This window comes from Rossellomorea sp. DUT-2 (genome assembly GCF_052665285.1).
This window is the reverse complement of the sequence record NZ_JBQPEO010000002.1, coordinates 492083-514499: the sequence shown is the minus strand read 5'-3', so window position 1 is coordinate 514499 and position 22417 is coordinate 492083. Positions and strand designations below refer to the sequence as shown.

The window sequence follows — 22417 nt, the reverse complement described above, 5'->3', positions numbered from 1 at the left end:
CACTTGAGCATGGAACTCGATCAATCACGTTATTTAACGGTACAAGCTCTGACAAAATACATAAAGCGTAAATTCGATAGAGATCCCCACCTGTCCAATCTATTCGTACGGGGGGAAATTTCTAATTTCAAAAGACATTCAAGCGGCCATATGTACTTTACCCTGAAAGACGAAAAAGCCCGTATCTTGTCTGTCATGTTTTCAAGTAATAATCAATCCATGAAATTCAGACCTGAAAATGGAATGAATGTGTTGATTCGGGGAGACGTCTCTGTCTATGAATCAGGTGGGCAATATCAGATCTATGTAAAAGAAATGCAGCCTGATGGAATCGGTGAGCTGTATTTGGCTTATGAGCAGTTGAAAGAGAAACTTGAGAAAGCAGGCTATTTCGATCAAGGCCGGAAACGTGTGATTCCTAAGTTTCCGAAACGAATCGCCGTTGTGACATCTCCAACAGGTGCTGCAATCAGAGATATCATTACAACCATCAAAAGAAGATATCCAATTGGGGAAATCCTTATTTTCCCTGCCTTGGTTCAAGGGGAACAAGCCGCAGGATCGATTGCCGGGGCAATGCAAAAGGTAAATGATCTGGGGGATATAGATGTATTGATTATTGGCCGGGGCGGTGGTTCGATTGAAGAGTTGTGGGCGTTTAACGAAGAGATCGTGGCCCAAGCCATCGTTGAGTCAAAAATCCCCGTCATTTCTGCTGTCGGCCATGAGACAGACTTTACGATTGCCGACTTTGTAGCCGACTTAAGAGCACCTACACCAACAGCAGCGGGAGAATTAGCGGTTCCACACGTGGACGATTTGCTGGAAAGAATTATGAATCGTAAATTACGACTGATCAAATCGTTCAAGACGAAGCTTCAAAGTGAGCGCAGCCGCTTAAATAGTTTAATGAAATCCTACGCTTTAAGAAACCCGCGTAATCTATATCAACAGAAAATTGAAACCGTCGATCGGCTGACCGACCAGCTGCAAAAAAATATAAGCCTTCATGTGAGGCAAAATCACGATCAATTAACCCGTCTTCACTCACGACTTCAACGTGTACATCCTTCACAACTCATCACCATTCAACACGAGAGAGTCTTATTTATGAAGACGCGGGTAGAAAAGCAATTTAAACAGGTGCTGAAAGAAAAGAATAATCGTTTCGGTTCTTCTCTGTCTACCTTGCATGCCCTGAGCCCTTTAAAGGTCATGGACAGGGGATACAGCCTGGTTTATCAGGATGAAGGTACATTGATCAAATCATCCAAGCAAGTCAAAGTCGGCGACCATCTGGAGATAAATGTAAGGGATGGTAAAATACATTGCGAAGTTGAATCCGTTGAGGAGCGTGAAAATAATGGCGAAGTCTAAAGAAGAACTATCATTTGAAACAGCTATGGAACAATTGGAAGAGATTGTGGAGAAACTGGAAGAGGGAGAAGTTCCATTGGAGAAAGCGTTAGAGTTTTATCAAAAAGGAATGGATCTTTCGAAATACTGTCATGATACGTTGCAAAAAGCAGAAAACCAATTAACAAAGATGATGACAGATGAAGGGGAAAAAGCCTTCGACCTGGATGAGGGGGAATAAAGGGTGAATCCTCACGTTGATCTGAAAGAATTTCAACAACAGCATGGAGAATTGATCACCAATCATATGGTCGAGACAATAGACAGCCTTGCTATGCCCCCGACTTTGAAGGGAGCTATGATCTATTCATTGCAAGCAGGTGGAAAGAGAATTCGTCCCATCCTCCTTTTAGCAACAATTAAAGCCTTTAACAAGGACCCTTTACTCGGGTTAAACACTGCGTCTGCCCTCGAAATGATTCATACCTATTCCTTGATTCATGACGACCTTCCTGCCATGGATGATGACGATTTGAGAAGAGGGAAGCCGACCAATCATAAAATATTTGGGGAAGCGATGGCGATTTTGGCCGGTGACGGTTTACTGACCTTTAGTTTTCAACTGATTGCAGAGGACAATGATCTTACAAGTGACATGAAGATAAGGCTCATCGGTCTTTTAGCGAAGTGCGCAGGACCTCAAGGTATGGTTGGCGGACAAGTTGCGGATATCGAAGGGGAAAATAAGCAGCTGTCAGTGACAGAACTTGAAGGCATCCATGAGCATAAAACAGGTAAGTTATTGATATTTAGTGTACTGGCAGGCGGAATTGTTTCTGAGGCGTCGGAGGAAGAACTGGAATTACTTGAAAAATTTGCTTATCATATTGGACTCGCCTTTCAAATCCAGGATGACATCTTGGATATTGAAGGCTCGGAAGAAATGATTGGAAAGCCTGTAGGGAGCGACGAATCAAAACTTAAGAGTACCTATCCAAGCCTCCTGACGATGGCTGGAGCTAAGGAAAAGCTTCACTACCACTTGAACGAAGCGTTAGCATCACTGAAACAAATGCCCATTGATACCCGACTTCTTACCGAAATTGCCCAATTAATCGTTGCCCGGAATCATTAAAACCATTCTATGTTTGAGCAAATTATTTAATATATGTTATAATGTAAGTAGAATAAATTTTGGGGTGGTGCAGTATTCTAGTCAGTCCACCAATCCTGAAGGTGGGCCTAAAAATCCACTAAAGGGCACATCGATGAAGTTCCTGGAATTGGCTTGAGGCGCCCAGCCTTGGGTCATATCTGGGAGTAAGGCTTGAGGGCGATCCACAATGGCATGTGGGCGTTGACCCGCGAGCCGCGGAGGCTTTGTTTCTTATGCTGGCATTAAGCATATGCAATAAGAACAAAGTATGAACCTGCGATGTGATGATTCACTAGCAGCGTAGCCTGCCTTGAGTGAAGAGTGAGGGGATTATGGTTACAAGGTACACATCAGTTGGCCATTGATATGTGCTTTTTCGCCCATATGAAATCCTCTTTGCAAAAGAGGCTAAGGATTGCGTTAAGGACTGTTGAGGAAAACTCCTAGACTGTTCATATTCGGACATATAAAGAGGATTATAGTGCGGACTAAGTGGTAATCCAGTCTAGCTTGTGGTGACGCAGCTAAGTCGGGTTTAATGGGAAACCGCCGGTATGGCAACATCCGGTATCTGATTGGGAAAACCTACTGGACCTAAGCTGCAATTTTTACTCTTTATATGACCCCCCAATTACATATAAACAAACTATTTACACAGTAGAAACGGTGTGTTTAAACGATAATGAATGAAACAATGAAAAACTCAATAAAGTGGAGTGTCAGCATTGCCGTTATCACATTTGTGTTAGCGGCTATTTTTTCAGTTACATCCAATATGGTTTTAAATGGAGTCGCATGGTATACAGGACTGGTTGTTGTGTTCATCATCGTCTTTATCGGTATCTTCTTTGATATGCTGGGGATTGCTGCAACGGCTGCTGATGAAACCCCTTTTCATGCCATGGCGGCCAAAAAAGTGTACGGTGCACGTTATTCAATTAAAATCGTCCGGAACGCAGACCGTTTCGCAAGCTTCTGTAACGACGTAATCGGCGATATTTCAGGGATTATAAGTGGTACTGCGTCAGCGATTGTCATTATACAATTAGCCGTATCTTTTCAGCTTGAAGGCGGCTCTTTGAGAGAATATATTGTAAGTGTAACATTGACAAGTATCATAGCTTCCTTGACCGTTGGAGGCAAAGCGCTTGGAAAAACGTTTGCTATCACCTATTCTAAGGATATAATATTTAGAGTTGGTAAAGTTCTACAATTTTTTGAAGATCGATTTCACATCGTAGTGATTAAAGATAAAAAAGACAAAAAAGATAAAAACAAGAAAAAACGTTACAAGCGTGCGAAACAAAATATTTAGTGATGAAAGTGAGTGGACCCCATGGATTTATTATCAATAAAGGAGCCTTCTTTTCTTAAAAATATGTCGAATGAACAATTAGAAGAGCTCAGTCAAGAGATTCGCCATTTCTTAATAAAGAATCTATCTAAGACTGGCGGTCATATTGGTCCAAACTTAGGGGTGGTCGAATTAACAGTTGCCCTTCATAAGCATTTCTCAAGTCCAAAAGATAAAATCCTTTGGGATGTTGGTCATCAGTCGTATGTACATAAGATCTTGACTGGCCGTGCTTGTCAGTTTGATACGTTGCGACAATACAAAGGGTTATGTGGTTTCCCTAAACGCAATGAAAGCGATCATGATGTATGGGAAACGGGGCATAGCTCTACTTCACTATCCGCAGCCATGGGTATGGCAATCGCAAGGGATGTCAAAAAAGAAGATTCGTTCATCATCCCTGTGATCGGAGATGGTGCCTTAACGGGGGGAATGGCACTCGAGGCACTTAACCACATTGGTCATGAAAAGAAAGATATGATCGTCGTCTTAAATGATAATGAAATGTCCATTGCCCCAAATGTTGGAGCCCTTCACAGTGTTCTTGGCCGACTGCGCACTGCCGGGAAGTACAACTGGGTGAAGGATGAAATGGAATATATTCTTAAACGGATCCCTGCTGTCGGTGGCAAATTAGCAAGTACGGCTGAGCGGGTGAAAGATAGCTTAAAGTATTTATTTGTTTCAGGTATGTTCTTTGAAGAATTAGGATTTACCTATCTTGGGCCCATCGATGGACATGATTATAATGACCTATCTGAAAACATCCAGTATGCGAAGAAAACAAAAGGCCCTGTCCTTTTACACGTCATAACGAAAAAAGGAAAAGGATTTCATCCTGCTGAATCAGACAAGCAGGGCACATGGCATGGTACAGGTCCATACAAGATTGACACAGGAGACCTGATTAAACCTATAAATGCACCACCTTCCTGGAGCGGGCTTGTAAGTGAGACCGTCAGAAAAATTGCCCGTGGGGATGAACGAATTGTCGCCATCACTCCAGCCATGCCGGTAGGGTCCAAACTGCTTGGATTTGCTGAAGAATTCCCCGATCGAATGTTTGATGTAGGGATTGCCGAGCAGCATGCCACCACGGTGGCAGCGGGTCTTGCTACTCAGGATATGAAGCCATTCCTGGCCATTTATTCAACATTCCTGCAAAGAGCGTATGATCAAGTGGTTCACGATATTTGCCGACAAAACTTAAATGTCTTCATCGGGATTGACCGTGCAGGATTAGTCGGTGCCGATGGTGAAACGCATCAAGGGGTATTTGATATTGCCTTTTTAAGGCATTTACCTAATATGGTGATCATGATGCCGAAGGACGAAAATGAAGGTCAACACCTAGTTAATACGGCTCTTCAGTATAATGATGGTCCAATTGCGTTACGCTATCCCCGTGGAAACGGATATGGAGTGCCTATGGATTCAGAGCTGAAAACCATTTCGATCGGAACGTGGGAAGTATTGAAGCAAGGTACAGATGCTGCCATTTTGACATTTGGTACCACGATCCCAATGGCGATGGAAGCGGCTGATGAGCTTGAGAAGCAAGGTCTTTCCGTTCGGGTCGTGAATGCGAGATTCATTAAACCAATGGACGAAACGATGCTAAAGAGTATCCTTGGAGAAGAAATGCCTATTTTAACGATAGAAGAGGCGGTTCTTCAAGGAGGATTCGGAAGCGGTGTTCTTGAGTTTGCGCAAGAACAGGGTTACCATAACGCCGTGATTGACCGCATAGGAATTCCTGATTACTTCATCGAGCATGGAAGCGTGAAGGAATTGCTGAACGAAATCGGCATGACCAAAGAAAATGTCGTAGATCGTATTTTAACCATAACACCAAAAAAACAAAAAAGGGCTTAATGATGAAAGTAAAAAAACAACGTGTAGACGTACTTCTTGTAGAACGAGGATTAATTGAAACGAGAGAAAAAGCTAAAAGGGCTGTCATGGCGGGACTTGTCTATTCCAATGAAATGAGATTGGACAAGGCCGGGGAAAAAGTAAGTGAAGATATTCCCCTTACGGTAAAGGGGAAAGTGATCCCTTATGTGAGCCGTGGCGGCTTGAAGCTTGAGAAAGCACTGCAGGTCTTTGATGTGGATGTGGCCGATAAAGTGATGATTGATATCGGGGCGTCCACTGGAGGGTTTACGGATTGTGCACTGCAAAACGGGGCTAAGATGTCGTATGCCCTGGATGTAGGATACAACCAACTAGCCTGGAAGCTTAGACAGGATGAGCGGGTCGTGGTAATGGAAAGGACCAACTTCCGTTATGTTACTCCGGCTGATTTGCAAAGAGAAATGCCAAGCTTTGCATCTATCGATGTATCCTTTATTTCCCTTTCCTTGATATTACCTGTCCTGAAAACATTATTGGTGCCTGGTGGGGACTGCGTCGCTTTAATCAAGCCCCAGTTTGAAGCAGGGAAGGACCAGGTTGGGAAGAAAGGAATTGTAAGAGATCCTGCCGTGCACAAAATGGTCATCGAGAAAATCATGACGTTATCGATTAAAGAAGGCTACCATATCGCCGGCTTATCCTATTCTCCTATCACAGGTGGAGATGGGAATATTGAATTTCTCATTCATTTGAAATGGTCGGGGCAAGAGGGTGAAGGAGAATCGCTTCTCACCACCACACCGGATGAAGTGATTGAGGAAGCGCATCATCAATTAAAGGCGAAAACGCAGCAGTAAAATAGGGCCACTCTTCTTCGGAGGGTGGCTTTTTTCATGTGGTAAGGGCTTTTAATGAATGTTGACAATGGGTTAGAATGATATGATAGTCGATAAAATAGTGGGCAAAGTCGATAATAAATCCTGAACTTCACTATTCGAAGCATCTAAGAGTTCGCCATAGCCTTGTCTGGCCAGCCCAAGTCGCCTCCGCTTTTCTTTTTGTCCAGCTCCGCGGCTAGGCCATCGAGGTCATAAATCAAGCAACCCAAAAAGGCAAAGACCGCCTTTCCGGATTACTCGACTTATGCTTGTCGCCCCAGAACGAGCCCCTTCCGCTTTTCTTTTTTATTGTACTTCCTTACAAAATAGGCTAACATAAGCGTAGAGGTATATTTATACAGGTTTTAATCAAATGTAAGAGGTGTATGTTCTATGATGAACAAAGGGCAAAGACATATAAAAATCAGAGAAATCATTACGAATAGAGATGTGGAAACACAGGATGAGCTAGTGGAAAGTCTTAAAAATGCTGGCTTTAATGTGACCCAGGCTACCGTGTCGAGGGATATTAAAGAATTGCATTTGGTAAAAGTACCGTTAATGGATGGCAGATACAAATATAGTTTGCCTGCTGATCAGCGTTTTAATCCTCTGCAAAAACTTAAGCGTACCCTGACCGATGCGTTTGTTAAAGTGGACCAGGCAGGACATATGCTGGTCATGAAGACTCTACCTGGTAATGCCAATGCTATCGGTGCTTTAATTGATAACTTGGACTGGGAAGAGATTCTGGGGACGATTTGTGGGGATGACACATGTTTGATCATCTGCCGCACTGAAGAAGAGACAAAGATTGTTTCAGAACGGTTTTTAGATATGCTATAAAGGGCAGGATCAATTCTAAATTAAATTAATGTGCTGCTGTTTGCAGCCCTTCATACAAAATCCAATAGGAAGCTTTTCTTTTAAATTATTTGAGGGAGAAGTTCCTTTTTATTTGAGGTGAATGTTTTGCTACAAGAACTATCGATCAAAAATTTCGCCATAATTGAATCCCTCTCTCTTTCCTTTGAAGAAGGCCTTACCGTTCTATCGGGGGAGACTGGAGCTGGGAAGTCGATTATCATAGATGCCATTCACTTATTGGTTGGTGGAAGAGGATCCTCGGAATACGTTCGGCATGGGGAGAAAAAGGCTGAAATTGAAGGGTTATTTATTCTTGATAATGAAACGCATCCTTGCATTGGGAAAGCGGCGAGCTTCGGGATAGAGATCGAAGAAGGCATGATCATCCTCAGAAGAGATATCTCGAGTACAGGAAAGAGTGTTTGCAGAATCAATGGTAAGCTCGTGACGATTGCGATCATGAGGGAAATCGGTGCTTCACTTATTGATATTCATGGACAGCATGAGCATCAAGAGCTGATGAATGAAAGCCTTCATCTTTCCCTATTGGATCAATTCGGAGGGGATGAGATTGCTTCTGGTCTCTCGAGTTACGGAGAAGTATACAAAGAGTACCTTTCCATTTATAAGCAGTTAAACAGGCTTAATGAGAACGAGCAGGAGATGGCGCATCGATTGGATCTCATTCAGTTTCAGCTGAAAGAAATTCATGATGCGGATCTGCAATTAAACGAAGATGATGAGCTTATGGAAGAGAAACGGAAGCTTATGAACTTTGAAAAGCTTTTTGAAGCGCTACAGACTTCTTATGACAGCATTCAAGGCGAGAGAAAAGGGCTGGACTGGACAGGCCTTGCCATGAGTCATCTCGAGACAGCTGCAGAAGTGGATTCACAATATGATAAGACTCTGGAATCTGTTTCGAATGCTTTTTATATGCTTGAAGATGCTGCTCAACAAGTAAGAGGAGAGTTAGATCAACTTGAATTTGAACCGAACCGTTTGGATCTTATCGAGACGAGACTGAACGAGATTAACGGTTTAAAGAGAAAATATGGATCCTCTGTAGAAGAAATTCTCGCATATAGTTCAAAGATTGAAGAAGAAATTGAAACCATCGTGAACAAAGATTCTCATGTCGAACATTTACAAAGTAAATTACAATCACTAGAGAAAGACTTATCATTAGAGGCGAGAAATCTGTCGCAATCGAGAAAACAGTGGGCGAAAAAATTAACCACAAGTATTCATGAGCAGTTAAAGCAACTGTACATGGATAAAACGAAATTTGACGTTCGTTTTGTAAAAAGTGGGGAAAATGAATCGTTTTCCTTCCATCATTTTAAAAAGGATGGTTGGGATACTGTGGAGTTTTACATATCCACTAATCCGGGTGAGCCTTTAAAGCCGCTGTCCAAAGTGGCTTCAGGTGGAGAGCTTTCCCGCATTATGTTAGCTTTGAAGACCATCTTTTCCAAGCACCAGGGAATTACCTCCATCATTTTTGATGAGGTGGATACGGGAGTGAGTGGAAGAGTGGCACAAGCGATTGCTGAAAAAATTTATCAAGTGGCCATTCACTCCCAGGTGATGTGTATATCTCATTTGCCACAAGTAGCTGCGATGGCGGATTGTCACTTGTTTATTTCGAAAAAACTTTCAGGCGGCAGAACGAGCACAATGGTTAAACGTCTTCAAGAGAAGGAAAAGATCAAAGAAATCTCCAGAATGATTTCAGGAGTGGAAATTACAGATTTAACATTGGAACATGCAAAGGAATTGTTGCAGTTAGCAGGTTCCATTAAAGAAACATGAAAAGCTATCCAATTCGGGTAGCTTTTTTTCATGATTACCAGTTATAAATGTGGCTTTTAAAGGCAAAATTAAGACTGTAGCCAATAGTTAATGTGTGTGTGGATTAGAAGCGAGGAGAGTGAATATATTGAGTTTAGATTGGTTAAGAAAATGTATAGGTGGAATTCTCCTTGTTTCGCTTTGTCTTATTGGTTTTTACAAACCGGTTCAACAATTTATCAATACTCCGAACTCTGTAAGGGTAATGGAAGGGGATCAAGTTGCTCTCCCTAAGGCTGCATCCGTTACGACGATGGGTTCGTCCGATAATCAACATGTTCAATTGAAAGAAGGGGAAGGTCAGCTCTCAATCCAAGGGAGTTCTGTAGGCAAGGATGAAGTGGTATTTGAGTTAGCTGGATTACCCATTAAAAAAGTAGATGTAGAAGTACTGAAAGATTTCAAGGTGATCCCGGGTGGTCAATCCATCGGGGTGAAATTAAATACAGTCGGGGTGTTAGTCGTAGGTCATCATCTGGTTGAAACAGATGCAGGTAAGATGTCTCCCGGCGAAAAAGCCGGAATTCAGGTAGGGGATATGATTACAGAAATAAACGGAACGAAAATTGAGGAACTTGCGGATGTTGCTCCTTTTGTTCAGAAAGCTGGAGAAGAATCCCGATCTTTAGACGTTGTAATCAAACGTGAACAGAAGACCGTAAAAACTCAATTACTACCGTTAAAAGAAAAAGGGGAAAAGAACTATAAATTAGGGTTATATATTCGTGATTCTGCAGCTGGAATTGGTACGATGACATTCTTTGACCCGAAGTCAAAGAAGTATGGGGCGCTGGGCCATGTCATTTCTGATATGGATACAAAAAAACCGATTGTCGTTGAAAACGGAGAGATCGTTCATTCAGAAGTAACGTCCATTCAAAAAGGGACCGATGGAAAACCAGGTGAAAAATTAGCCCGTTTTTCTTCTGATCGCAACGTCATTGGAAACATTACCAGGAACAGTCCATTCGGGATTTTTGGTGAATTAAATCAATCCATCGATAACGACCTAATGGATAAACCAATGCCCATCGCTCTTTCTCATCAAGTGAAAGAAGGACCTGCCCAGATATTGACTGTGGTAGATGGAAAAGATGTGGAAATGTACGATATTGAAATTGTAAGCACCATTCCACAGAAATATCCGGCAACAAAAGGAATGGTTTTGAAAGTAACAGATCCCAAGCTATTGGATAAAACCGGTGGAATTGTCCAAGGCATGAGTGGAAGTCCCATTATTCAAAACGGTAAAGTCATCGGAGCCGTCACGCATGTGTTTGTAAATGATCCTACAAGCGGCTATGGCGTTCACATTGAATGGATGCTGAGTGAAGCGGGAATCGATATTTACAAGAAAGATCATGACCGAGCAAGCTAAAGTGGAAAACCCTTACTAAAGTCCCGATCGTGGGTGCTTATAAGGGTTCTTTTTTATTCTGACAATTGGTTTTGTGAAATCAAACTGATTCAAGAAGAAGGACATTAGGAAATAAGGGAGGTTTGCCAAAAGCACGGTAATCTTGTTAAAATAAAGATTATTCGACAAACCATTGAGTAAATATCGAATAGGGTCGAAATATAAAGAAATCTTTAGAAAATCAAAGAAAATATAATATTTTTCAAGTTTTTTTCAAAAATAAAAGGAATTTAGGTTGCATTGTCGAAAAAGTAATTTAGAATAAAATTACAGAGAAGAATTAATTAGGATTGAGGAGGAAACCTGTAGTGAAATCGATTAAAGTATGTGTTGTGGACGATAACCGTGAACTTACGTCATTATTGGAAGACTACATTGCTTCACAAAATGATATGGAAGTAGTAGGAATTGCTCATAATGGCCAAGATTGTTTAGATTTGTTAGAAGAAGTGGAGCCTGATGTCCTGGTATTGGATATTATTATGCCTCATTTGGACGGGCTGGCTGTGCTCGAACGACTTCGTGAAAAGAAGAGCATTCCTAATGTCATCATGCTGACAGCTTTCGGTCAAGAAGATGTTACGAAGAAAGCCGTCGACCTTGGAGCTTCTTACTTTATCCTAAAGCCATTTGATATGGAAAATCTAGTGAGTCACATTAGACAAGTAAGCGGTAAATCAAACTCAATCATCAAAAAACCTTCCTCATCCAGAATGCATACAGAACAGAAACCAAGAAATTTAGATGCAAGTATTACAAGTATCATCCACGAAATTGGCGTTCCGGCACATATTAAAGGTTACCTATATTTAAGAGAAGCGATTTCTATGGTTTATAACGATATTGAATTACTTGGTTCAATTACAAAAGTTCTCTACCCTGATATTGCAAAAAAATACAACACTACAGCTTCAAGAGTAGAACGCGCCATCCGTCATGCAATTGAAGTAGCTTGGAGCAGAGGGAATATAGATTCCATTTCTTCTCTTTTCGGATATACAGTGAGTATGTCAAAAGCAAAGCCGACAAACTCAGAGTTCATCGCGATGGTTGCTGATAAGCTTCGTTTAGAGCACATGGCTTCATGAAAGAGTAAGGACTAGAGCCATCATTTTTTTAGCCCAATAGTATGATTGTAAAACCCTATGAGCCCAGGTGGATTCGTGGGGTTTTTTGGTTTATCCTTTTTCTCATTAGCAACCGTCTCTTTTTCAGGATGTTTTTTATAAAGGTTTCATCCTTTGAGGAGATTAAAAATAAGTATATAATGGGAGTAGACAACCATTCATAAGGATGGATAAAGAATGTGCATACATGAATAGATTTTCTTAAGAAAAGGGAGTGCACTCATGACGCTAATCTTTGCACACCGTGGCTCAGCCGGGACTCACCCGGAAAATACGATGGAATCATTTTATGAAGCTGAAAGAGTAGGGGCGGACGGTATTGAATTAGATGTTCAGCTAACAAAAGATGGAGAAATCGTCGTCATTCATGATGAAACGGTTGATCGCACAACCAATGGGAAAGGGTTTGTCAAAGACTATACGTTTAAGGAAATTCAAAAGCTGCAGGCGAATTTTAAATTTAAAAGTAAGTTGTTTAAAAAAAATCGTGTCCCCTCATTGAGGGAGGTATTTCAGTGGTTAAAGGGCAATGATATGCTTTGTAATATTGAATTGAAAAACAGCATTATGGACTATCAGGGCTTGGAAGAAAAAGTGATCGGATTGATTAGGGAGTTTGGGTTTGAGGATCGAATCATCATTTCTTCCTTTAATCACTATTCGATCGTGGCCTGTTACCGATTGGAGCCTGCAGTTGAAATTGCTCCATTGTACTCATCGGGTCTATATATGCCCTGGATTTATGCCAAGTCCATCAGGGCGAAAGCGATACATCCCAATTTAAAGGCTGCCCCCGATGAGATCATTATAGAAGCCATGAAAAACGGGATAGCTGTCAGGCCCTATACGGTAAATAAGATAGATCTGATGGAGAGACTTCTCAGTATTGACTGTTCAGGGATTGTGACGGACTTTCCTGATCGAGCATTGAAGTTAAGAAATCATAAAAAAAGCTAGCGTAGAAAATTACGCTAGCTTTTTTTCGTGAATCGGGACTGTACTTTATTGCGCTTTCGATCACGGTGCAGAACAAATCCCGCAATAAAACCGAGACCGCAAATAAAGAATAGCAAACCGATCACGAATTGCAGCCATAAATAAGGAATGGGTGACTGCAGAATACCAAATAACATATCTCTCATCAATTTAATCCCCAGTGCAGCAAGTGCGCCAGGAATCAACATTATAATAAGGGCAATTAGTCGGACCATGAGGTGCATAACTCCTTTTTTCGCTTCCATACTAAAATTCTACCTCCAACTAGAAAATTGTCAAGTTTGGAAAAGTAGTGTAACATTATGGTTGTGAAAAAAATTGCAGGTATTGATAGTCGGGGTGAAAAATGTTGCAAGAGGTTCTAATTGTCGGTGGGGGTAAAGGTGGAACAGCGATTTTAAAAATCCTCCACGAAGCTTCCGTCATGAAAGTGATTGCAGTTGTAGACCTAAATGAAAACGCTTCAGGTATAGTGTTGGCTAATGAGCTGGGGATACCAGTTGGTACTGATTGGCGACAATTCCTGAATGATACTGTTGATATCGTCATTGAAGTGACCGGTGAACAAAAAGTGTTTGAAGATATAAGAGATATGCGGGGGAAGAATACAGTCATTATTCCAGGCAGTGTTGCCTTTCTTATCTCAAAGCTTCTCGAAGATAAGGAAGATCTCATTCATCAATTAACAAGTGAGTCGTTTAAAAGAGATCTTATTTTTAACTCGACTGATGATGGTATGGTCGGGATTGATGATCAAGGGAATGTGATGCTCTATAATAAAAGCGCAGAGCGGATGATTGGGAAGGATCAGGAGGACGTTATCGGGATGCATATCTCTGACGTGATTCCTGAGAGTAAATTAACCACCACGATGGAAACACGGCGTACCGAAACCAATCAAGAAGTGGTGTTGGATAATGGGCTGAAGATCATCTCCAATCGTATTCCGATGATTACCGATAATGATGAGATCATCGGTGCTTTTTCCGTGTTTAAAGACATCACGGAGGTCGTGAATCTTGCCGAGGAAATAACGAACCTCAAAGAAATCCAGACCATGCTTGAGGCTATCATTCATTCCAGCGATGACGCCATTTCTGTAGTCGATGAAGAGGGGAAAGGAATATTAATAAACCCTGCCTATACACGAATCACAGGGCTCACCCAAGAAGAAGTAATCGGAAAACCGGCGACTGCAGATATTTCCGAAGGAGAGAGTATTCACTTAAAAGTCCTTCAAACAAGGAGGGCCATCAGGGGAACAAGAATGCGGGTTGGTCCGAAACGGAAAGAAGTGATCGTTAACGTAGCTCCTATCATTGTGAACAATAAGCTCAAAGGGAGTGTCGGTGTCATCCATGATATGTCTGAGATTCAGTCACTCACCCAGGAGTTGGATCGTGCGAGAAGAATCATTCGGACCCTAGAAGCAAAATATATGTTTGAAGACATCATAGGGGACTCAGAGGAAATGATGATTGCCGTAGAACAAGCGAAATTGGGGGCGAAAACGCCTGCCACTGTTCTTCTTCGGGGTGAATCCGGTACGGGAAAGGAATTATTTGCACACGCGATACATAATGCGAGTGATCGAAAGTTCAACAAATTCCTGCGGGTCAATTGTGCTGCATTATCGGAGAATCTATTGGAAAGTGAATTATTTGGATATGAAGAAGGTGCCTTTTCTGGAGCGAAGCGAGGAGGCAAACGAGGATTATTTGAAGAAGCCAATAATGGCAGCATATTCCTGGATGAAATTGGGGAGTTGAGTGCCAACACTCAAGCCAAATTACTGAGGGTCCTGCAGGAGAGCGAAATTGTTCGGGTTGGGGGGACAAAATCCATCCAGATTAATGTCCGGGTCATTGCGGCGACGAATGTGAATTTGGAAAAAGGAATCGCTGACGGTTCTTTCAGAGAAGATCTTTACTACCGGCTCAACCGAATGCCCATTCAAATACCTCCTCTGAGACATCGTAAATCAGATATTCCGCTCATTTCTGAAACCCTGATAACCAAGATCAACCAGGATTACGGCAGAAATGTTGAAGGAGTTACAGAGGAAGCGATGAACAAGTTAATGACTTACCATTGGCCCGGGAATGTCAGAGAGCTTGAGAATGTATTGGGTCGAGCGATTATCTTTATGAATTACAACGAAGTAAAGATTGCCGGCAAGCATTTACCTCAACTTGAGAATACATCAAAGAGCCATCTTAAAGAGGTTGCGACCGATCCATCAGGAAGTATCAAAGATTTGGCCACTCAAGTAGAACAATATGAAAGAAATATAATTCAGAAGGTTTTAGAGCAGAATAATGGTAACAAAACGGCAGCAGCCAAAGCATTAAATGTTTCAGTGCGGAATTTGTATTACAAAATTGAAAAATATAACATTGAAATAATTAGCATGAAATAATTTGCGTGGTATGAAGAAAATTGCATGGTTAAAAATTTGGAAATGAAGCGTTTTCAACGCTTTGAAAGTTGGCACGGTTCTTGCATATAGTTTAATGGGAACATAATAACAGAAAAAAGGGGTTGAAACGACATACATGAATCTACAATCTTTGGTGGAAAAAGCAACCCAGATAGAAAATTCCACTGTGGCGGTCGCAGCTGCAGAAGATAAAGAAGTCCTTGGGGCTGTCGCAATGGCAGTTGAAAAAAATATGGCCGAATTTTTATTGTTTGGTGATAAAGAAGAAATTCTCTCTCTTTTAGAAGAGGTCGCGCCACAGCTTCGGTCAAACGGCAACATTAAAATCAAGCATGCTTTTTCTCCACAGAAAGCAGCGGAACTTGCTGTGAAGGCTGTAAAGGAAAACGAAGCAAGTGCTTTAATGAAAGGAAATGTTCCTACTGCTGTCATTTTAAAGGCAGTGTTAAATAAAGAGTGGGGACTCCGTACAGGTAATGTATTATCACATGTTGCAGCTTTTGAGGTGGCTGGGTTCGATAGATTGACATTTATTACCGATGCAGCTATGAACATTGCACCTGATTTGCAGCAAAAAGCGCAAATTATTGAAAATGCCGTTGGTATTGCCCGATCAATCGGTGTCATCCATCCGAAAGTTGCCCCGATAGCCGCGGTTGAAGTAGTAAATCCGGCCATGCAGGCAACAGTGGATGCCGCTTCCCTTACGATGATGAATCAAAGAGGCCAGATCCGTAATTGTGCCGTCGACGGACCGTTAGCCCTTGATAATGCAGTATCTCATCATGCTGCTGAACATAAAGGGATTGAAAGTGAAGTCGCAGGACAAGCTGATATTCTGCTTGTACCGAATATCGAAACGGGTAATGCTCTTTACAAGTCCCTGATCTACTTTGCAAAGGCGAAAGTTGGGGCTGTGATTGCAGGAGCAAAAGCACCCATTGTGTTAACATCCAGAGCAGACAGTGCAGAAAGCAAGTTATATTCATTGGCACTGGCTATATGCTCTGCTTCAAATAAATAAGAAACATTAAACATAATTAGACTTTAGGGGGAAATAAAAATGAAAATTTTCAGCTATATGGAAAAATATGATTATGAGCAATTGGTATTCTGTCAAGATGAATCATCAGGGTTAAAAGCGATCATCGCCATTCATGATACTACTCTTGGACCTGCACTTGGAGGAACCCGTATGTGGACATACGAATCTGAAGAAGCAGCGATTGAAGATGCTCTGCGTCTTGCAAAAGGAATGACGTACAAGAATGCAGCTGCCGGGCTTAACTTAGGTGGAGGGAAAACGGTTATCATCGGTGATCCACGCAAAGATAAGAATGAAGAAATGTTCCGTGCGTTTGGTCGCTACATCCAAGGATTAAACGGTCGTTATATTACTGCAGAAGATGTTGGTACTACCGTTGCTGATATGGACTTGATCCATGAAGAAACAGATTATGTAACAGGTATCTCACCAGCCTTTGGTTCTTCAGGTAACCCTTCTCCTGTTACGGCTTATGGAGTATACCGTGGAATTAAAGCTGCAGCGAAAGAAGCCTTTGGAACAGATTCACTGGAAGGGAAAACAATCGCTGTTCAAGGAATCGGTAATGTTGCGTACAATATGTGCCGCCATCTTCACGAAGAAGGAGCAAATCTGATCGTTACAGATATCAATAAAGAAGCTGTTCAACGTGCTGTAGACGAATTCGGAGCAAAAGCTGTTGATATCAACGAAATTTATGGAGTTGAATGTGACATCTTTGCCCCATGTGCATTAGGAGCGATCATCAACGACGAAACCATTCCACAGCTAAAAGCAAAAGTCATTGCAGGGGCTGCGAATAACCAATTAAAAGAAACTCGTCATGGTGACGCGATCCATGAAATGGGTATCGTTTATGCACCTGACTATGTCATCAATGCAGGTGGAGTCATCAACGTGGCGGATGAATTATACGGCTACAATAGTGAAAGAGCGATGAAAAAAGTGGAGCAAGTGTACAACAACGTTGAGCGGGTTATTGAAATCGCTAAACGTGATAATGTTCCAACTTACGTAGCTGCTGATCGTATGGCGGAAGAAAGAATCGAGAAAATGCGACGTTCAAGAAGCCAGTTCTTACAAAACGGTCAACATATTTTAAGCAGACGTGGATAATTAGAAGAAAAAACGCTTTACTTCTAACGAAAGTAGAGCGTTTCTTCCCTGTTAATGCGAACATCGAACAGATTAAGGGGTTATCTATCATAGGGGAAAAATTCTACGTACAAACATTACAATAATAGCTACCCAAATGGAGGTAACAACAGTGCAAGAGAACAAACATCGAATATTAGTCATTAACCCTGGATCGACATCAACCAAGATTGGTGTCTTTGATGATGATCGATCTATCTTTGAAAAGACGATTCGTCACGATACAGAAAAGATTAATGAATTTCCAACTATTATTGATCAGTATGAATTCAGAAAAGATACCATTCTTCAGACGTTAGATGAAGAAGGGATCAACATTTCAAAACTAAGTGCTGTTTGTGGCCGTGGGGGCCTTCTTAGACCGATAGAAGGTGGCACTTACTTAGTGAATGATGAAATGCTCAAGGATCTTAAAGAAGGGTTCTCAGGTCAGCATGCTTCAAACCTTGGCGGGATTTTAGCATTTGAAATTGCCTCTGGACTGAACATTCCATCTTATATTGTCGACCCTGTTGTGGTGGACGAGCTACAATCACTTGCCCGGGTTTCAGGATTTTCACTCATTGAAAGAAAGAGTATTTTCCATGCGTTAAATCAGAAGGCGGTAGCAAGAAGAGTCGCAAAGGAACTCGGAAAGAAATATGAGGACCTGAACCTGATCATCACTCATATGGGTGGTGGAATTACCGTCGGTGCCCACCGAAATGGGAAAGTCGTGGATGTGAATAATGGTTTACATGGCGATGGTCCATTTAGTCCTGAAAGAGCAGGCACTGTTCCAGCGGGTGATTTAGTTGACCTATGCTTCTCAGGTGATTATTATCGTGATGAAATCATGAAAAAACTCGTTGGTCAAGGTGGCTTAGTCGGTTATCTTGGAACAAACGATGCGGTAAAAGTAGAGAAGATGATCGAAAATGGCGATGAAAATGCCAAAGCCGTGTACGATGCGATGGCGTATCAAATTGCAAAAGAGATAGGCTCAGCAAGTGCCGTCCTTAATGGGAAAGTAGACGCCATTGTGTTGACGGGTGGTCTTGCTTACGGTAAAGAGTTTGTAAAAGCGATAAGCAATCGAATCAATTGGATAGCGGATGTCGTGATTCAACCAGGAGAAAATGAACTGCAAGCTCTTGCGGAAGGGGCATTAAGGGTCTTACGAAGTGAAGAAGACTATAAGGTGTACCCTGGAAATGTAAAAGAAAAAGCAAGAGTATAAGAGCAAGGAGGACTCAAGATTGGCAGAAGAATATGATTTAGTCATTCTAGGGGGAGGCACAGGTGGCTATGTAGCCGCCATTCGTGCTTCTCAACTTGGATTAAAAACAGCAATCGTTGAAAAGGGAAAACTGGGGGGAACATGCTTACACAAAGGATGTATACCTAGTAAAGCTCTTCTTCGCAGTGCTGAAGTATATGCTACAGCTAAACACAGTGAAGACTTTGGTGTGAAAATCAATGGAGTAGAGTTAGATTTCTCAAAAGTTCAATCCAGGAAAGACGGGATCGTTGAACAGCTTCACAAAGGCGTTCAACACTTGATGAAACAAGGTAAGATCGATGTCTTTGAAGGACTTGGACGTATTTTAGGACCTTCTATTTTCTCCCCGATGCCAGGGACGATTTCGGTTGAAATGAACAACGGGGAAGATAATGCAATGCTGATCCCTAAGAATGTGATCGTTGCAACAGGTTCCAGACCTCGTTCATTACCGGGACTTGATATTGATGGAGAATACGTATTATCTTCAGATGAAGCGCTTTCACTTGAAACTCTTCCAAAGTCGATCATCATCGTTGGAGGAGGGGTCATCGGTATTGAGTGGGCTTCCATGCTGTCTGACTTTGATGTTGAGGTAACCGTTGTGGAATACGCTGATAAAATCGTACCCACCGAAGACCATGAAATTTCCAAAGAAATGCAGCGCTTGATGAAGAAAAAAGGCGTCAAAATCGTGACAAGTGCAAAGGTGCTTTCTGAATCCTTAGAAAAAGGGGACGGGGAGGTCACCATTAAAGCTGAGCATAAAGGAGAAGAAAAATCCTTTACAGCAGAGAAGATCCTTGTATCTGTCGGCAGACAAGCGAACGTTGAAGGCATTGGCATAGAAAACACAGATATAAAAGTGGAAAAAGGCTTTATTGAAGTGAATGATTTCTTCCAAACAAAGGAATCTCATATTTACGCAATCGGTGATGTCATCGGTGGCCTTCAATTAGCTCATGTTGCATCTCACGAAGGAATTACAGCCGTGGAACATATGGCGAATGAGAAGCCTCATCCAATTGACTATTCCTTGATTTCAAAATGCATCTACAGTAATCCTGAAATTGCAAGCGTTGGGATCACGGAGCAGGAAGCGAAAGAAAAAGGATATAACCTGAAGACCGGGAAATTCAGTTTCAGAGCCATCGGGAAAGCACTTGTTTATGGTGAATCGGATGGATTCGTCAAGATCATTGCAGACAAAGATACCGATGATATTCTGGGCGTGCACATGATTGGTCCGCATGTTACAGACATGATTTCAGAAGCGGGACTTGCAAAAGTATTGGACGCAACCCCATGGGAAATCGCACACACCATCCACCCTCATCCTTCCCTATCAGAAGCGATCGGAGAAGCAGCACTTGCTGTAGATGGAAAAGCGATTCATTCATAGAAAAGCGAAGCCGACTGTTCTGTCCCGACAAGCACAATGGGGAAATGCCAAAAGGCGTATTTTGCCTTATGGCATTTATCCATTGTGACCTCGAGGGACAAGGAGGCGCAGCTGGACAAATAGAAAAGCCAAGATGGCTTCTTGGCCGTCTTTAACAAAAAATATAATAAGGTAGAGATCTTCTCTACCTTTTCAACCATTAGATTGTCTAGGAGGTAAATAAAATGGCAGAGAATCGTCATGAAGAGTTAGGCCTTTCCAATGAGAAAGTATTAGAAATGTATGAAACCATGTTGCTTGCCAGAAAAATCGATGAGCGCATGTGGTTACTGAACCGTTCGGGTAAAATCCCATTCGTTATTTCATGTCAAGGTCAAGAAGCGGCTCAAGTTGGTGCTGCATTTGCATTAGATCGTGAAAAGGATTATGTACTTCCGTACTATCGTGACATGGGTGTTGTATTAACATTCGGGATGACGGCCCGAGAATTGATGCTATCAGGTTTTGCAAAAGCAGAAGATCCAAACTCAGGTGGGCGTCAAATGCCTGGTCACTTTGGTCAAAAGAAAAATAATATCGTAACGGGTTCTTCTCCTGTAACCACTCAAGTGCCACATGCCGTTGGTATCGCTCTTGCCGGCAAAATGGAGAAGAAGGACGTTGTGACGTTTGTGACGTTCGGTGAAGGATCTTCCAATCAGGGAGATTTCCATGAAGGCGCAAACTTTGCAGGTGTACATAAACTTCCTGTCATTTTTATGTGTGAAAACAATAAGTATGCGATTTCGGTTCCGATTGAAAAACAATTAGCTTGTGAGAATGTGTCCGATCGTGCCATTGGATATGGAATGCCTGGAATCACAGTTGATGGAAATGACCCAATCGAAGTATATAAAGCAGTCAAAGAAGCAGCGGATCGAGGTCGTCGTGGGGAAGGTCCAACCCTTGTTGAAACAGTTTCTTATCGTTTAACGCCTCACTCCTCTGATGATGACGATCGAAGCTATCGCTCTCCTGACGAAGTGGCAAAAGCGAAAACAAACGATCCAATCATCACGTTTGGTGCCTATCTGAAAGAGACAGGCGTTATGAACGATGACATTGAGAAAGAAATCAATGATCGCATTATGAAGCTCGTGAACGAAGCAACGGATTATGCAGAAAACGCTCCATATGCTGAAGCAGAATCAGCGATGAAGTATGTTTATGCAGAAGAGAAGTAAGGGGGAATTCAATCATGCCAGTAATTTCATACATTGATGCCGTAACAATGGCCATTAGAGAAGAAATGGAACGTGATGAGAAAGTATTCGTTCTTGGAGAAGACGTAGGGAAAAAAGGTGGAGTATTCAAAGCGACTCATGGATTGTATGATCAATTTGGAGAAGAACGTGTCATCGATACACCACTTGCAGAATCAGCTATTGCCGGAGTCGGAATCGGAGCTGCTATGTATGGTATGAGGCCGATTGCAGAAATGCAGTTCGCTGATTTTATCATGCCTGCTGTGAACCAAATCATTTCTGAAGCCTCACGTATTCGTTATCGCTCGAATAATGATTGGAGCTGTCCGATGGTTATTCGTGCTCCTTACGGTGGTGGAGTACATGGAGCACTTTATCACTCACAATCCGTTGAGGCCGTTTTCGCTAACCAGCCAGGATTGAAAATCGTAATGCCTTCTACTCCATATGATGTAAAAGGCTTGCTGAAAGCGGCGATCCGTGACGAAGATCCAGTATTATTCTTCGAACACAAACGTGCTTACCGTCTCATTAAAGGAGAAGTACCTGAGGATGATTACACTCTTCCAATCGGAAAAGCAGACGTGAAGCGTGAAGGGGAAGACATCACAGTTATCACATACGGCTTGTGTGTTCACTTTGCTCTTCAAGCAGCAGAAAAGCTTGCGCAAGATGGAATTGAAGCGCACATCCTGGATTTACGTACAATCTATCCATTAGATAAAGAAGCGATCATTGAAGCAGCTTCCAAAACAGGTAAAGTTCTGCTCGTGACAGAGGACAATAAAGAAGGAAGCATCATGGGTGAGGTTTCTGCGATTATCGCTGAAAATTGTTTATTTGAGCTTGATGCTCCAATCAAACGCCTTGCTGGTCCCGACGTTCCTTCAATGCCATATGCACCAACAATGGAAAAATACTTTATGATTAACCCGGACAAAGTTGAAAAAGCAATGCGTGAACTTGCAGAATTTTAATCAGAGTAAATACCAATTAAACTCAACACAG

At 42.0% G+C, this 22417-nt stretch carries 19 protein-coding genes; 18 read left to right on the top strand and 1 reads right to left on the bottom strand.

Going from position 1 to position 22417, the window contains the following annotated elements; translation table 11 throughout:
• Nucleotides 1-9 precede the first annotated feature (9 nt).
• The 11 genes from xseA (at nt 10) to ACOSV2_RS08260 (ending at nt 12823) form a co-directional block, all read left to right on the top strand.
• Nucleotides 10-1377 carry an exodeoxyribonuclease VII large subunit gene (gene xseA / locus ACOSV2_RS08310; protein WP_428974712.1) on the top strand — a complete coding sequence of 456 codons (1368 nt, stop codon included), beginning with the start codon at nt 10-12 and terminating at the stop codon, nt 1375-1377.
• Nucleotides 1364-1597 carry an exodeoxyribonuclease VII small subunit gene (gene xseB, locus ACOSV2_RS08305; RefSeq protein ID WP_113970456.1) on the top strand — a complete coding sequence of 78 codons (234 nt, stop codon included), beginning with the start codon at nt 1364-1366 and terminating at the stop codon, nt 1595-1597. Before xseA ends, xseB begins: the two co-directional genes overlap by 14 nt.
• A 3-nt stretch (nt 1598-1600) precedes the next feature.
• On the top strand, nt 1601-2491 hold the full coding sequence (locus tag ACOSV2_RS08300; RefSeq protein ID WP_428974711.1) for a polyprenyl synthetase family protein: 891 nt from the start codon (nt 1601-1603) through the stop codon (nt 2489-2491).
• Between the two features lie 703 nt (nt 2492-3194).
• Nucleotides 3195-3827: a hypothetical protein gene (locus ACOSV2_RS08295; RefSeq protein WP_397553430.1), complete on the top strand. Its 633-nt coding sequence runs from the start codon at nt 3195-3197 to the stop codon at nt 3825-3827.
• 21 nt (nt 3828-3848) lie between these two features.
• A complete protein-coding gene (gene dxs / locus ACOSV2_RS08290; protein ID WP_428974710.1) occupies nt 3849-5741 on the top strand; it encodes a 1-deoxy-D-xylulose-5-phosphate synthase in 1893 nt (630 codons plus the stop codon).
• A gap of 2 nt (nt 5742-5743) precedes the next feature.
• On the top strand, nt 5744-6580 hold the full coding sequence (locus ACOSV2_RS08285; RefSeq protein ID WP_428975086.1) for a TlyA family RNA methyltransferase: 837 nt from the start codon (nt 5744-5746) through the stop codon (nt 6578-6580).
• A 417-nt stretch (nt 6581-6997) separates the two neighbouring features.
• The gene (gene ahrC, locus ACOSV2_RS08280) at nt 6998-7447 is read left to right on the top strand and encodes a transcriptional regulator AhrC/ArgR (protein WP_044340153.1); all 450 of its coding nucleotides are present in this window, start codon (nt 6998-7000) and stop codon (nt 7445-7447) included.
• Between the two features lie 126 nt (nt 7448-7573).
• Nucleotides 7574-9283, top strand: coding sequence for a DNA repair protein RecN (gene recN, locus ACOSV2_RS08275; RefSeq protein ID WP_428974709.1), 1710 nt, complete (start codon nt 7574-7576; stop codon nt 9281-9283).
• A 127-nt stretch (nt 9284-9410) separates the two neighbouring features.
• Nucleotides 9411-10700 carry a SpoIVB peptidase gene (gene spoIVB / locus ACOSV2_RS08270; RefSeq protein ID WP_113970451.1) on the top strand — a complete coding sequence of 430 codons (1290 nt, stop codon included), beginning with the start codon at nt 9411-9413 and terminating at the stop codon, nt 10698-10700.
• 347 nt (nt 10701-11047) lie between these two features.
• Entirely contained in the window at nt 11048-11827 is a 780-nt protein-coding gene (gene spo0A, locus ACOSV2_RS08265; protein ID WP_113970450.1) for a sporulation transcription factor Spo0A, read from the top strand.
• Between the two features lie 261 nt (nt 11828-12088).
• Entirely contained in the window at nt 12089-12823 is a 735-nt protein-coding gene (locus ACOSV2_RS08260) for a glycerophosphodiester phosphodiesterase (protein WP_428974708.1), read from the top strand.
• A 14-nt stretch (nt 12824-12837) separates the two neighbouring features.
• On the opposite strand, the gene ACOSV2_RS08255 is transcribed toward ACOSV2_RS08260, so the two are convergent.
• Nucleotides 12838-13077: a DUF2627 domain-containing protein gene (locus ACOSV2_RS08255; protein WP_113968006.1), complete on the bottom strand. Its 240-nt coding sequence runs from the start codon at nt 13075-13077 to the stop codon at nt 12838-12840.
• Nucleotides 13078-13211: 134 nt separating this feature from the next.
• Here ACOSV2_RS08255 and ACOSV2_RS08250 point away from each other — a divergent pair, with 134 nt between their 5' ends.
• The 7 genes from ACOSV2_RS08250 (at nt 13212) to ACOSV2_RS08220 (ending at nt 22386) form a co-directional block, all read left to right on the top strand.
• Nucleotides 13212-15281 carry a sigma 54-interacting transcriptional regulator gene (locus ACOSV2_RS08250; protein WP_428975085.1) on the top strand — a complete coding sequence of 690 codons (2070 nt, stop codon included), beginning with the start codon at nt 13212-13214 and terminating at the stop codon, nt 15279-15281.
• Nucleotides 15282-15417: 136 nt separating this feature from the next.
• Entirely contained in the window at nt 15418-16326 is a 909-nt protein-coding gene (gene yqiS, locus ACOSV2_RS08245) for a phosphate butyryltransferase (protein ID WP_428974707.1), read from the top strand.
• Between the two features lie 39 nt (nt 16327-16365).
• Nucleotides 16366-17463: a branched-chain amino acid dehydrogenase gene (bcd, locus tag ACOSV2_RS08240; protein WP_428974706.1), complete on the top strand. Its 1098-nt coding sequence runs from the start codon at nt 16366-16368 to the stop codon at nt 17461-17463.
• A 136-nt stretch (nt 17464-17599) separates the two neighbouring features.
• Nucleotides 17600-18721 carry a butyrate kinase gene (buk, locus tag ACOSV2_RS08235; RefSeq protein WP_428974705.1) on the top strand — a complete coding sequence of 374 codons (1122 nt, stop codon included), beginning with the start codon at nt 17600-17602 and terminating at the stop codon, nt 18719-18721.
• A 19-nt stretch (nt 18722-18740) separates the two neighbouring features.
• On the top strand, nt 18741-20165 hold the full coding sequence (gene lpdA / locus ACOSV2_RS08230; protein WP_428974704.1) for a dihydrolipoyl dehydrogenase: 1425 nt from the start codon (nt 18741-18743) through the stop codon (nt 20163-20165).
• 224 nt (nt 20166-20389) lie between these two features.
• Nucleotides 20390-21388, top strand: coding sequence for a thiamine pyrophosphate-dependent dehydrogenase E1 component subunit alpha (locus tag ACOSV2_RS08225; RefSeq protein ID WP_113967514.1), 999 nt, complete (start codon nt 20390-20392; stop codon nt 21386-21388).
• A 14-nt stretch (nt 21389-21402) separates the two neighbouring features.
• Nucleotides 21403-22386, top strand: coding sequence for an alpha-ketoacid dehydrogenase subunit beta (locus ACOSV2_RS08220; RefSeq protein WP_113967516.1), 984 nt, complete (start codon nt 21403-21405; stop codon nt 22384-22386).
• The last annotated feature ends 31 nt before the right edge of the window (nt 22387-22417 follow it).

Coding starts and splice junctions, on each gene's coding strand:
- xseA (WP_428974712.1), top strand. CDS start 10: ATGGAACTCGATCAATCACGTTATTTAACGGTACAAGCTCTGACAAAA.
- xseB (WP_113970456.1), top strand. CDS start 1,364: ATGGCGAAGTCTAAAGAAGAACTATCATTTGAAACAGCTATGGAACAA.
- ACOSV2_RS08295 (WP_397553430.1), top strand. CDS start 3,195: ATGAATGAAACAATGAAAAACTCAATAAAGTGGAGTGTCAGCATTGCC.
- dxs (WP_428974710.1), top strand. CDS start 3,849: ATGGATTTATTATCAATAAAGGAGCCTTCTTTTCTTAAAAATATGTCG.
- ACOSV2_RS08285 (WP_428975086.1), top strand. CDS start 5,744: ATGAAAGTAAAAAAACAACGTGTAGACGTACTTCTTGTAGAACGAGGA.
- ahrC (WP_044340153.1), top strand. CDS start 6,998: ATGAACAAAGGGCAAAGACATATAAAAATCAGAGAAATCATTACGAAT.
- ACOSV2_RS08260 (WP_428974708.1), top strand. CDS start 12,089: ATGACGCTAATCTTTGCACACCGTGGCTCAGCCGGGACTCACCCGGAA.
- ACOSV2_RS08255 (WP_113968006.1), bottom strand. CDS start 13,077: ATGGTCCGACTAATTGCCCTTATTATAATGTTGATTCCTGGCGCACTT.
- yqiS (WP_428974707.1), top strand. CDS start 15,418: ATGAATCTACAATCTTTGGTGGAAAAAGCAACCCAGATAGAAAATTCC.
- bcd (WP_428974706.1), top strand. CDS start 16,366: ATGAAAATTTTCAGCTATATGGAAAAATATGATTATGAGCAATTGGTA.
- buk (WP_428974705.1), top strand. CDS start 17,600: ATGGAGGTAACAACAGTGCAAGAGAACAAACATCGAATATTAGTCATT.
- ACOSV2_RS08225 (WP_113967514.1), top strand. CDS start 20,390: ATGGCAGAGAATCGTCATGAAGAGTTAGGCCTTTCCAATGAGAAAGTA.
- ACOSV2_RS08220 (WP_113967516.1), top strand. CDS start 21,403: ATGCCAGTAATTTCATACATTGATGCCGTAACAATGGCCATTAGAGAA.